The sequence below is a fragment of the Streptomyces sp. NPDC057950 genome (genome assembly GCF_042887295.1).
GTDB classification, from domain to species: domain Bacteria; phylum Actinomycetota; class Actinomycetes; order Streptomycetales; family Streptomycetaceae; genus Streptomyces; species Streptomyces kaempferi.
Window position 1 is genome coordinate 97082 of sequence record NZ_JBHVPP010000002.1, and the last position, 12322, is coordinate 109403.

General features: G+C 72.5%; 8 protein-coding genes. All 8 read right to left on the bottom strand.

What is annotated here, in order from left to right:
• Positions 1 to 197: 197 nt before the first annotated feature.
• The 8 genes from ACFVTC_RS04660 to ACFVTC_RS04695 all read right to left on the bottom strand — a co-directional run bounded on the left by ACFVTC_RS04660 (position 198) and on the right by ACFVTC_RS04695 (position 12298).
• Positions 198 to 716 carry a DUF4240 domain-containing protein gene (locus ACFVTC_RS04660; RefSeq protein ID WP_390124697.1) on the bottom strand — a complete coding sequence of 173 codons (519 nt, stop codon included), beginning with the start codon at positions 714 to 716 and terminating at the stop codon, positions 198 to 200.
• 115 nt (positions 717 to 831) lie between these two features.
• Complete coding sequence (locus tag ACFVTC_RS04665; protein ID WP_390123921.1) at positions 832 to 1803, bottom strand: helix-turn-helix transcriptional regulator; 972 nt, start codon at positions 1801 to 1803, stop codon at positions 832 to 834.
• Positions 1804 to 1906: 103 nt separating this feature from the next.
• Complete coding sequence (aceE, locus tag ACFVTC_RS04670; protein ID WP_390123923.1) at positions 1907 to 4609, bottom strand: pyruvate dehydrogenase (acetyl-transferring), homodimeric type; 2703 nt, start codon at positions 4607 to 4609, stop codon at positions 1907 to 1909.
• A gap of 259 nt (positions 4610 to 4868) precedes the next feature.
• Positions 4869 to 5492 carry a GntR family transcriptional regulator gene (locus tag ACFVTC_RS04675; RefSeq protein WP_168527773.1) on the bottom strand — a complete coding sequence of 208 codons (624 nt, stop codon included), beginning with the start codon at positions 5490 to 5492 and terminating at the stop codon, positions 4869 to 4871.
• 357 nt (positions 5493 to 5849) lie between these two features.
• On the bottom strand, positions 5850 to 7664 hold the full coding sequence (gene sucB, locus ACFVTC_RS04680; protein ID WP_390123925.1) for a 2-oxoglutarate dehydrogenase, E2 component, dihydrolipoamide succinyltransferase: 1815 nt from the start codon (positions 7662 to 7664) through the stop codon (positions 5850 to 5852).
• Between the two features lie 130 nt (positions 7665 to 7794).
• Positions 7795 to 9183: a dihydrolipoyl dehydrogenase gene (gene lpdA / locus ACFVTC_RS04685; RefSeq protein ID WP_168527772.1), complete on the bottom strand. Its 1389-nt coding sequence runs from the start codon at positions 9181 to 9183 to the stop codon at positions 7795 to 7797.
• Between the two features lie 290 nt (positions 9184 to 9473).
• The gene (locus tag ACFVTC_RS04690) at positions 9474 to 11003 is read right to left on the bottom strand and encodes a leucyl aminopeptidase (RefSeq protein WP_390123927.1); all 1530 of its coding nucleotides are present in this window, start codon (positions 11001 to 11003) and stop codon (positions 9474 to 9476) included.
• Between the two features lie 512 nt (positions 11004 to 11515).
• Entirely contained in the window at positions 11516 to 12298 is a 783-nt protein-coding gene (locus ACFVTC_RS04695; protein ID WP_390123929.1) for an adenosylcobinamide-GDP ribazoletransferase, read from the bottom strand.
• Positions 12299 to 12322: the final 24 nt, after the last annotated feature.

The following is a 12322-nucleotide window of genomic DNA, read 5'->3' on the forward strand; positions in this document are numbered from 1 at the left end:
CCGCATCGCCCGAAGGGCTCGTCCTCAAACGCCGGACGGGCTGGATGTGCGGGCCCGCGCCGGATGGTTCCGGTCCGGGGGGCCGGGGGGCCGGGGGCGGCAGCCCCCAGGTACGGCGGGTACGGCGGCTGTGGCGGGTACGGCAGGTATGGCGGGTACGACAGGTACGTCGCAGGCAAGCACCCCCACCCTGCCGCTCACCCCCTGAAGCGCTCCCACAGCCTGGGATACCGCTCGGCGAGAATCCCCTCGTTCTCGAAGTCGAGCGGCGTCCCCTCCGGCTCCGGCGACGCCGGAGGAATCCCGAGGTCGGGCGCGACGACCCCGGTGAGCTGCTCGTACGCCTCGTCCGCCGCGTACCCCAGCTCCTCGCCGTCCCCGTCGAGATCCTCGTCGAAGTCGTCCAGCAGCTCGGCGAGGGTGTCCGGGTCGTGCATGGCCCCCTCGAAGACCTCACGTCCCTGGCCGATCAGCCAGCACCGGAAGAAGTCGAAGGCGTCGTCGCTCGCCCCGTCGAGCAGCACCCACGCCGCGCCCCACAGATCCCAGCGGTAGGCGCGGTTGTAGCGGGCCTCGAAGTGACGGGCGAAGTCGAGCACGACGTCCGGGTCCCGCTGGACGAGCCGTTCGACGATCAGGTCGGCGTGGTCCTCGGGGTCGCCCTCGACGGCCTCGCGGGTCGTGTCCACCAGCTCCCAGAACTCCGTCTCGTCCATCACGGGTCAAGCATCGGGCCTGAACGGGAGTGACGCACGCGGAGTGCCGCAGATTGTTATGCGCGCACATGCCGACGGTAAAACCGGCAGGTGCGGCGTGCTTTCGCGGGCCCCGTCACGCGTAGAGCGCCGCCAGCCGCGCCGCGTCCGCGGTGAAGCGCTCGCGCAGGGCCGCGGGGGCGAGCACCTCCACCTCCGGCCCGAGCCCCGTGAGCTGCGTATGGGCGACCTCCTCGGACTCGACGGGGAGAGTGACGGTCACCCACCCCCGTTCGTCGGGGGAACCGCACCCGCCCAGGGCGGCCCTCGCCGCCGTGGGATCGACGGCGTACGGCAGACGCCGTACGCCGTCCGGGGAGAGCCGTACGACGGCCTCGGCCCGCAGGATGGACCGGGCGAACTGCTCGGCCCGCTCCTCCCAGAACGCGGGCAGGTCGAAACCCTCGTCCCGCCGGAACCGCTCCTCGCCGGGACGGACCTCGGTGAACCGGTCGATCCGGTACACCCGGAAGGTCCCCGCCTCCGGCACCCGCGCGCACAGGTACCAGACCCCCGCCTTCAGCACGAGCCCGTACGGCTCCAGCGTCCGCTCCACCTCCGCCCCGGCGCGCCCGTAACGCGCCACGACCGGCCGGTCGTCCCACACCGCGTCCGCGACCGGCGGCAGCAGCTCGGGCGCCCTGGGCTCGCTGAACCAGGCGGGCGCGTCCAGATGGAAGCGCTGCGCCGCCGTCCGTGAGGCGTCCCGCAGGGAGGGCAGCAGGGCCGCGGAGACCTTCAGGCGGGCCGCGGACGCGGTGTCCTCCAGACCCATCTCACGCAGCGCCCCGGGTACCCCGCTCAGGAAGAGCGCCTCCGCCTCGCCGCGTGCCAGGCCGGTGAGCCGGGTGCGGTAGCCGCCGATCAGCCGGTAGCCCCCCGCCCGCCCCCGGTCCGCGTACACCGGGACGCCCGCCTCCGAGAGTGCCTCGGCGTCCCGCGCGACGGTCCGCTCGGACACCTCCAGCTCCCGCGCCAGCTCGGCGGCGGTCATCGACGCCCGTGACTGGAGCAGCAGCACCATCTTGATCAGGCGGGCAGCACGCATGGGTTCATCATGCCGGGCGCCACCGACAGCGAGCCGGGGGCGGAAACGACGGCGAGGGGGTACGGCGTCCGCCGTACCCCCTCGCCGGGAGGAACCACAGGTCCTACAGGCCGTAGCGCTCCCGGGCTTCCTTCACCGCGGACGTCTTGACCTCACCGCGGCGGGCGAGCTGCGCCAGGGCCGCGACGACGATCGACTGCGCGTCGACGCCGAAGTGACGGCGGGCCGCCACCCGGGTGTCCGAGAGACCGAAGCCGTCGGCACCGAGCGAGGACCAGTCCTGCTCGACCCACTGCGCGATCTGGTCCGGTACCTGGCGCATGTAGTCGGAGACCGCGAGCACCGGGCCCTCGGCGCCGTGCAGCGCCTGGCGGACGAACGGCACCCGCTCCTCGCCGCGCAGCAGCGCCGCGTCGGCCTCCAGCGCGTCGCGCCGCAGCTCGGTCCAGGACGTCGCGGACCACACGTCCGCGGCGACGCCCCACTCCTCGGCGAGCAGCCGCTGCGCCTCCAGGGTCCAGTGGATCGCCGTGCCGGAGGCCAGCAGCTGGACGCGCGCGGCGTTGGCGGCCGGGGACAGGCCCGCCGACTCGGCCGTGTTGAAGCGGTACAGACCCTTGACGATGCCCTCGTCGACACCGGGCCCGGACGGCTTCGCGGGCTGCGGGATCGGCTCGTTGTAGACCGTCAGGTAATAGAAGACGTTCGGGTCCTCGCCCGGCGCGGTCTCGCCGTACATACGGCGCAGACCGTCCTTGACGATGGCCGCCACCTCGTACGCGAACGCCGGGTCGTAGCTGAGCGCCGCGGGGTTGGTCGCCGCGATGACGGGCGAGTGGCCGTCGGCGTGCTGAAGGCCCTCGCCCGTCAGCGTCGTACGGCCGGCCGTGGCGCCGACCAGGAAGCCGCGGCCCAGCTGGTCGCCGAGCTGCCACATCTGGTCGGCCGTGCGCTGCCAGCCGAACATCGAGTAGAAGATGTAGAAGGGGATCATCGCCTCGCCGTGCGTGGCGTACGCGGTGGACGCGGCGATGAAGTCCGCCATGGAGCCGGCCTCGGTGATCCCCTCGTTGAGGATCTGGCCGTCCTTGGCCTCCTTGTAGTACATCAGCTGGTCGCGGTCGACCGGCTCGTACGTCTGGCCCTTGGGCGAGTAGATGCCGAGGGAGGGGAAGAGGCTCTCCATGCCGAAGGTGCGCGCCTCGTCGGGGACGATCGGCACCCAGCGCTTGCCGCTCTGCTTGTCGCGGACGAGGTCCTTGACCAGCCGGACGAAGGCCATCGTCGTCGCCACGTTCTGCGTGCCGGAGCCCTTGTCGAAGGACGCGAACGCCTTGTCGGCGGGGGCGGGCAGCGGGGCGAGCGGGTGCGTGCGGCGGGCGGGGGCCGGGCCGCCGAGGGCCGCGCGGCGCTCCTGGAGGTAGCGGACCTCGGGGGCGTCGGCGCCCGGGTGGCCGTAGGGAACCACACCGTCGACGAACTGGCTGTCGGAGATGGGCAGTTCGAGCAGGTCACGCATCTGCTTGAACTCGTCCGCGGACAGCTTCTTCATCTGGTGGTTGGCGTTCTTGGACGCGAAGCCCGTGCCGAGCGTGAAGCCCTTGACCGTCTGGGCCAGGATCACCGTCGGTCCGCCCTTGTGGGCCAGCGCGGCGCGGTAGGCGGCGTACACCTTGCGCGACTCGTGGCCACCGCGGGAGAGGTGGAAGCACTCGGTGATCTTGTCGTCGCTCAGCAGCTTCGCCATCTCGACGAGCGCCGGGTCGGCGCCGAAGAAGTCCTGGCGGATGTAGGCGGCGTCGCGGGTCTGGTACGTCTGCACCTGGGCGTCGGGTACCTCGCGCAGCCTGCGTACCAGCGCGCCGGTGGTGTCGAGCCGGAACAGCTCGTCCCAGGCGTTGCCCCACAGGGACTTCACGACGTTCCAGCCGGCGCCGCGGAACTGGGCCTCCAGCTCCTGCACGATCTTGAAGTTGGCGCGGACCGGGCCGTCGAGGCGCTGCAGGTTGCAGTTGATGACGAAGGTCAGGTTGTCCAGGCCCTCACGCGCGGCCAGGGCGAGTGCGGCCGTCGACTCCGGCTCGTCCATCTCGCCGTCGCCGAGGAACGCCCACACGTGGGACTGCGAGACGTCCTTGATGCCACGGCTGGTGAGGTAGCGGTTGAAGCGCGCCTGGTAGATCGCCGACAGCGGGCCGAGGCCCATCGAGACCGTCGGGAACTCCCAGAGCCAGGGCAGCCGGCGCGGGTGCGGGTAGGACGGCAGGCCGTTGCCCCCCGCCTCCTGGCGGAAGTTGTCGAGCTGCGTCTCGGAGAGGCGGCCGTCGAGGAAGGCGCGGGCGTAGATGCCGGGGGAGGCGTGGCCCTGGATGTAGAGCTGGTCGCCGGAGCCGTCCCCCTCCTTGCCCTTGAAGAAGTGGTTGAAGCCCGTCTCGTAGAGCCAGGCCGCGGAGGCGAAGGTGGCGATGTGACCGCCCACGCCGTGCTTCGCGCCCCGGGTCACCATCGCGGCCGCGTTCCAGCGGTTCCAGGCGGTGATCCGGCGTTCCATCGCCTCGTCGCCGTCCACGACGGGTTCGGCGGCGGTGGGGATGGTGTTGACGTAGTCGGTCTCAAGCAGCTTGGGCAGCGCGAGGCCGTTGCCCTCGGCGCGCTCCAGCGTGCGGCGCATCAGGTAGGCGGCACGGTGCGGCCCGGCCGCCTTGGTGACGGCGTCCAGTGAGGCCTGCCATTCGGCGGTCTCCTCGGGGTCGCGGTCCGGGAGCTGGTCGAGCTCGCTCGGCTGGATTGCGGTGGGGTCGGTCATTGCGCCGCCTTCCGGAGTCGAAGGGGGTTCCCTCATCGGTAAGGGTTCGGGGTCGCCCTTGGTCTTTGGCAGGACAGGGCTCAAGGGCTCTGGTGTGAGCCCGCGACGACTCTAACTCCCTGATCGATGATCGATCAAAGGAAACCGGCCGAAAACCTCTTCGTCGGGCGAAAGTCGGCACGGGGTGCCTCGGTGACAGGCACCGGGTGCCTTGAATTCATGGGATTCTCGCAGGTGAGCATGGCCGCGCTCCCCTGTGTCAGGGCCGCGGCGCGCAGCCGAGGACGTGCGCCTTCACCAGTTCCGCGATCAGCGGGTCCCGGCGCCGGAAAGCGTCCACGAGGGCCTCGTGCTCCTCCGCGTAGGACTGCTGGACCGTCCCCAGCCAGCGGATCGACAGCGCCGTGAAGACCTCGATGCCCAGGCCCTCCCAGGTGTGCAGGAGGACGGAGTTGCCGGCGGCACGCACCAGCTCCCGGTGGAAGGCGACGGTATGACGGACCTGGCCGGTTCCGTCCGACAGCCGGTCGGCCTCGTACAGCGCGGTGACGTGCGGCTCCAGCGCCGAGCAGTCCTGGGCGAGCCGCTCCGCCGCCAGCTCGGCCGCGATGGCCTCCAGACCGGCCCGTACGGGGTAGCTCTCCTCCAGGTCGGCGGCCGTGAGGTTGCGCACCCGCACGCCCTTGTTGGGCGCCGACTCGATCAGCCGCAGGGACTCCAGCTCTCGCAGCGCCTCCCGGACCGGGGTCTGGCTGACCTCCAGCTCGGTCGCGATCCGCCGCTCCACGATCCGCTCGCCCGGCTTCCAGCGCCCGCTCACGATCCCCTCCACGATGTGCTCGCGGATCTGTTCGCGCAGCGAGTGGACGACGGGCGCGGTCATGAGGGCTCCTTCGGCGGGGGCTCTGGATCCAATAGTGCGGCCCGAAGGGCCTCGTTGAGGGGGTGGTGACCGGGCGGCGAGCGGGACCCAAGGGCGTTTGACGTTTAGACAATAAGGCCGCACCGCTGCCGGAGAGAGGCGCACGGGGGCGCTTTCGCGCAGGTGAGACGAGACTTACACGGCCTCGGCCCGCCAGGCTCCCGCTTCGCCCGAACGGCTGGTCCTCGAACGCCGGACGGGCCGGGGATGCGCGCCCGCGGCCGTCCGCGGCCGTCCGCGGCCGTTCGCGTAGGACACACGCGCGACGCCCTCGTCCGGAAGGTTCCGGACGAGGGCGTCGCGTGCGCCGGGGTGGGACTACAGGCCGAGCTCGACCTCGAACTCGCCCGCCTCCAGGATCGCCTTGACCGCGGTCAGGTAACGGGCCGCGTCGGCGCCGTCCACCAGACGGTGGTCGTAGGAGAGCGTCAGGTACGTCATGTCGCGGACGCCGATGACCGTGCCCTCCTCCGTCTCGATGACGGCCGGACGCTTGACCGTCGCGCCGATGCCGAGGATCGCGACCTGGTTCGGCGGCACGATGATCGTGTCGAAGAGCGCGCCGCGCGAGCCGGTGTTGGAGATGGTGAAGGTCGCGCCGGACAGCTCGTCCGGGGTGATCTTGTTGGCCCGGACCTTGCCCGCCAGGTCGGCGGTCGCCTTGGCGATACCGGCGATGTTGAGGTCGCCCGCGTGCTTGATGACCGGAGTCATCAGGCCCTTCTCCGAGTCCACCGCGATACCGATGTTCTCGGAGTCGAAGTAGGTGATCGTGCCCTCGTCCACGTTGATCCGGGCGTTGACGGCCGGGTGGGCCTTCAGCGCCTGGGCCGCCGCCTTCACGAAGAACGGCATCGGGGAGAGCTTGACGCCCTCGCGGGCCGCGAAGGAGTCCTTCGCCTGCGCGCGGAGCTTCATCAGGCGGGTGATGTCGACCTCGACGACCGAGGACAGCTGCGCCTGCTCGTGCAGGGCCTTCACCATGTTGTCGCCGATGACCTTGCGGATGCGAGGCATCTTGACGGTCTGGCCGCGCAGCGGGGAGACCTCGAGGACCGGGGCCTTCCTGGCGGCGGGAGCGGCGGCCGCGGCGGGAGCCGGAGCGGCGGCCGCGGCCTTCGCGGCCTCGGCGGCGGCGATGACGTCCTGCTTGCGGATGCGGCCACCGACGCCGGTGCCCTTGACGGCGGCCAGGTCGACACCGTTCTCGGCGGCGAGCTTGCGCACCAGCGGGGTCACGTAGGCGCCGTCGTCACCGGAGGTCGCGGCGGGGGCCGGGGCCGGGGTGACGGGGGCGGGCGCGACCGGCGCGGGAGCCGGAGCGGCGGGCGCGACCGGAGCGGCGGCCTGGACCGGAGCCGGAGCCGGAGCGGCGGCCTGGACCGGAGCCGGAGCGGCCGGAGCGGCGGGGGCCGGGGCGGGCGCCGGAGCCGCGGGGGCGGCCGGGGCCGGGGCGGCAGCGGCGGGTGCCGGAGCCGGAGCCGCGGGAGCCGGAGCGGCGGCCGGAGCCGCGCCCGGGGCGCCGATGACGGCGAGCTTGGCACCGACCTCGGCGGTCTCGTCCTCGCCGACCACGATCTCCAGCAGGACGCCGGCGACCGGCGCGGGGATCTCGGTGTCGACCTTGTCCGTGGAGACCTCGAGCAGCGGCTCGTCCTCCGCGACCTCCTCGCCGACCTGCTTCAGCCAGCGGGTGACGGTGCCCTCGGTGACCGACTCGCCCAGCGCGGGCAGCACGACGTCGGTACCGGTGGCGCCACCGGCCGGAGCGGCGGGGGCGGCAGGGGCGGCGGGCGCCGGAGCCGCGGGGGCCTCGGCGGCCGGGGCCGGAGCGGCGGGGGCCGGGGCGGCCTCGGGCTCGGCGGCCGGAGCGGCGGCGGCGGCGGGCGCGCCCGTGCCGTCGTCGATGACGGCCAGCTCGGCGCCGACCTCGACCGTCTCGTCCTCGGCGACCTTGATGGAGGCGAGCACACCGGCGGCGGGGGAGGGGATCTCGGTGTCGACCTTGTCGGTCGACACCTCGAGCAGCGGTTCGTCGGCTTCGACGCGCTCGCCCTCGGCCTTCAGCCAGCGGGTGACAGTGCCCTCGGTGACGCTCTCGCCGAGCGCCGGAAGGGTTACGGAAACCGGCATGGTTTCTGTTGCTCCTTACGAATGGGTCTCCCCTGCTGCCCGAGCGGAGTCGAGAGCCTGGGGAAGGTGCGGAAGTCTGTGGTCGTCGCGCCCAGGGGCGACGCGGTGACTGAGTACAGCCGGGGCGGAATCAGTCGTGCGAGTGCAGCGGCTTGCCCGCGAGGGCCAGGTGGGCTTCGCCGAGCGCCTCGTTCTGCGTCGGGTGGGCGTGGATGAGCTGGGCGACCTCGGCGGGCAGCGCTTCCCAGTTGTAGATCAGCTGAGCCTCGCCGACCTGCTCGCCCATGCGGTCGCCGACCATGTGGACGCCGACCACGGCACCGTCCTTGACCTGGACGAGCTTGATCTCGCCCGCGGTCTTGAGGATCTTGCTCTTGCCGTTGCCGGCGAGGTTGTACTTCAGGGCGACGACCTTGTCCGCGCCGTAGATCTCCTTGGCCTTGGCCTCGGTGATGCCCACGGAGGCGACCTCGGGGTGGCAGTACGTCACCCGCGGCACGCCGTCGTAGTCGATCGGGACGGTCTTGAGACCGGCCAGCCGCTCCGCGACCAGGATGCCCTCGGCGAAGCCGACGTGGGCGAGCTGGAGCGTCGGGACCAGGTCGCCGACGGCGGAGATGGTGGGCACGTTCGTGCGCATGTACTCGTCGACCAGGACGTAGCCGCGGTCCATGGCCACACCCTGCTCCTCGTAGCCGAGACCGGCCGAGACCGGGCCGCGGCCCACGGCGACGAGCAGGACCTCGGCCTCGAACTCCTTGCCGTCGGCGAGGGTGACCTTGACACCGTTCTGGGTGTACTCGGCCTTCGAGAAGAAGGTGCCCAGGTTGAACTTGATGCCGCGCTTGCGGAACGCGCGCTCAAGAAGCTTGGAGGAGTTCTCGTCCTCGAGAGGGGCGAGGTGCTTGAGCCCCTCGATGATCGTGATGTCCGTACCGAAGGACTTCCACGCGGAGGCGAACTCGACGCCGATGACGCCGCCGCCGAGCACGATCGCGGACTGCGGGACGCGGTCCAGGACGAGCGCGTGGTCGGACGAGATGATGCGGTTGCCGTCGATCTCCAGGCCCGGCAGCGACTTCGGCACGGAGCCGGTCGCCAGCAGGACGTGGCGGCCCTGGACACGCTGGCCGTTGACGTCGACGGAAGTGGGGGAGGACAGGCGGCCCTCTCCCTCGATGTACGTCACCTTGCGGGACGCGATGAGTCCCTGCAGGCCCTTGTACAGGCCCGTGATGACCTCGTCCTTGTACTTGTGGACGGCCGGGACGTCGATGCCCTCGAAGGTGGCCTTCACACCGAACTGCTCGCTCTCGCGGGCCTGGTCGGCGATCTCGCCCGCGTGCAGCAGGGCCTTGGTGGGGATGCACCCCCGGTGCAGGCAGGTACCGCCGACCTTGTCCTTCTCGATCAGGGCGACGTCCAGGCCCAGCTGCGCTCCGCGCAGGGCCGCGGCGTAACCACCGCTACCACCGCCGAGGATCACTAGGTCGAAAACGGTGCTGGCGTCGTTCGCCACGTCACGTCCTCCATGCATGTGCGCCACGCCGGTCTCCAGTGACCGGTCGGCGGCTGGTGTCCGGCCGCTCTTCTTCGGCCCTGTGGTTCGGGCCCTGTCCTGCCGAGAACCCATCTTCGCACTTGTCGGAGGCGTTCGAGACGCCGGGCCGGTGTGTGAGACGTCCCACTGTCCGGTTTCCTACGGACAAAACGGCCCCGGGCGACACGTCGCCCGGGGCCGTGGGGTTCCCGGCAGGGGCGCGGGGCCCTGCGCGAGCGGCCACGGATCACCCGTGGCCGCGGAGCGGACTAACCGAGGTCGCCCGCCGCGGTCAGCTCGGCGAGACGCACCAGCGTCCGCACCGCCGACCCCGTACCACCCTTCGGGGTGTAGCCGAACGGCCCGGACTCGTTGAACGCGGGCCCGGCGATGTCCAGGTGCGCCCACGTGATGCCCTCGCCCACGAACTCCTTCAGGAACAGACCGGCGACCAGGCCGCCGCCCATCCGCTCGCCCATGTTCGCGATGTCGGCGGTGGGGGAGTCCATGCCCTTGCGCAGGTGCTCCGGCAGCGGCATCGGCCAGGACTCCTCGCCGACCTCCTCGGCGGCCTCCACGATCGAGGCACGGAACGCGTCGTCGTTGGCCATGACACCGAAGGTGCGGTTGCCGAGGGCCAGCACCATCGCGCCGGTCAGCGTCGCCACGTCGATGATCGCGTCGGGCTTCTCCTCGGACGCCTTCCACAGCGCGTCGGCGAGGACGAGGCGGCCCTCGGCGTCCGTGTTGAGGACCTCGACGGTCTTGCCGCTGTACATGCGCAGCACGTCACCGGGGCGGGTGGCGGAACCGGACGGCATGTTCTCGGCGAGCGCCAGCCAGCCGGTGACGTTGACCTGCAGGCCGAGACGCGCGGCGGCGACCACGGCGGCGAAGACCGCCGCCGCGCCGCTCATGTCGCACTTCATCGTCTCGTTGTGCCCGGCGGGCTTGAGGGAGATGCCGCCCGAGTCGTAGGTGATGCCCTTGCCGACGAAGGCGAGGTGCTTGGCCGCCTTGGGGCTGGTGTACGAGAGCTTCACCAGGCGGGGAGCGGCGGCCGAGCCCGCGCCGACGCCCAGGATGCCGCCGTAGCCGCCCTTTTCGAGGGCCTTCTCGTCGAGCACCTGCACCTTGATGCCGTGCTCCTTGCCGGCGGCGGCGGCGACGGCGGCGAAGGCCTCGGGGGTGAGGTCGTTCGGCGGGGTGTTGATGAGGTCGCGGGCGCGGTTCAGCTCCTCGGTCACGGCGGTGGCGCGCGCGAGCGCCGCCTTGTGCGCCGCGTCACGGGGCTTGCCGCCGAGCAGCGCGACCTCGACGAGCGGGGCCTTGCCGTTCTTGGCGGCGCTGCCGGACCTGCCGGTCTCCTTGTACGCGTCGAAGGCGTACGCGCCGAGCGCCGCGCCCTCCGCGAGGGCGCCCACGTCGGCGGCGTCCGTGATCGGCAGGGCGAGGACGGCCTTCTTGGCACCGGCGAGCGCGCGGGCGGCGACACCGGCGGCGCGGCGCAGCACCTCGGCGCCGAACGCCTCGTCCTTGTCCGGGACCGCTCCCAGGCCGACGGCCACGACGACGGGCGCCTTGAAGCCGGACGGCGCGGGCAGCTTCGTCACCTCGCCCTCGCCGCCGGACGCGCCGAGGGTCTCCAGGATGCCGGCGAGCGCGCCGTCATACCCCTTGTCCACGGCCTCGGCGCCCGGTGCGAGGACCGGGCCCTTGGCGCCCTTGGCTACACCGACGACGATCGCGTCGGCCCGCAGGCCGGACGCTGCGGCGGTGCTGAGAGTCAGAGCAGTCACGGTGGTGAATTCTCGCTTCCATTGAGTTTCAGTGGCCGATCTGGGTGGGTCGACCGGGCCCGGCATCGATCCTTAGCTCTGGCAGCGGAGGGGTGCCTGCGGTGGGGCCGGGAGGGCATTCGACAAGAGCCTACGCGGGGGAGACCGCCCCTGCGTCGTGGGGTGTTCACCCTTCCGTGGCGCGGTGGCCGTCCGCCGCTCCTGCGCCCCGGAGATCCGGTGCGCGGGTGGAGGCTTTCGGCCCGTGCGTCGCGTGCGGCTCCACAGTAACTTCACCGGTCGTCCACCCGATGCCGACGGGTGCGCCCGGTCGGCCCGGCCCCGCTAACCGGCGCAGGCCGCGCGTGCCGCGGAGCCCGCCCGGAGAAACGCGCCCCCTCCCTGCTGTTCGCCCCCGCGAGCGGCACAGGGGGGTGGTGGGGGCCGGCCCGTCGGTCAAAACCCCCGGGGCGCCGGGGACTTCGGCCTCGTGGTCGGCGGGGGCCTGCCGGGAGCGGCCTCGTGACCGCCGGTCAGCCGAGGCAGAACACGACCAGGGCGGTGGTCGCCGCCGTCTCGGCGAGGCCGCCGAAGACGTCGCCCGTGACACCGCCGAAGCGGCGCGTGCAGTGGCGCAGCAGGAGTTCGGCCGCCGCGCAGGCGGCCGCCACCGCCACCGCGGCGCGGACCAGGTCGTACGTCCCCAGCAGCGCGCCCGCGCCGGCCGCCGCGGCGACGACCGCGAGCGCCACCAGCAGGGCGCCGCGCACCGGCACCGTGCCCGCGACCGCCGCGCCCAGTCCCTCGGGGCGGGCCGGGGGCACCCCGGTGCGCGCGGCCAGGGTGAGGGCGAGCCGGGCCGCGGTCGCCGAGACGACGGTCGCGAGCACGCCCCGCGCCCACGAGGACTCGTAGGCCTGGTGGAGCGCGGCCACCTGGGCGAGCAGGACGAAGAGCAGCGTGATCACGCCGAACGGGCCGATGTCGGACTGCTTCATGACGCGCAGCGCGTCCTGCGCGGGCTTGCCGCTGCCGAGGCCGTCGGCCGTGTCGGCGAGCCCGTCGAGGTGGAGGCCGCGGGTGAGCGCCGCGGGTACGGCGGCGGTGGCGACGGCGGCGAGCAGCGGGCCCCCGCCCGTCGCGAGCAGCGCCACGCCCACCAGGGCCGCGCCCGCCCCGACGACCAGTCCGGCCACGGGGGCGCACAGCATTCCGGCGCGCGCTGCCTCGCGGTCCCAGCGGGTCACCTCGACGGGGAGCACGGTCAGGGTGCCGAAGGCGAAGCGCAGGCCGTGTGAGACAGGGGTCGGGGACACCGGCGCAGGTTACCCGGGAGGGCG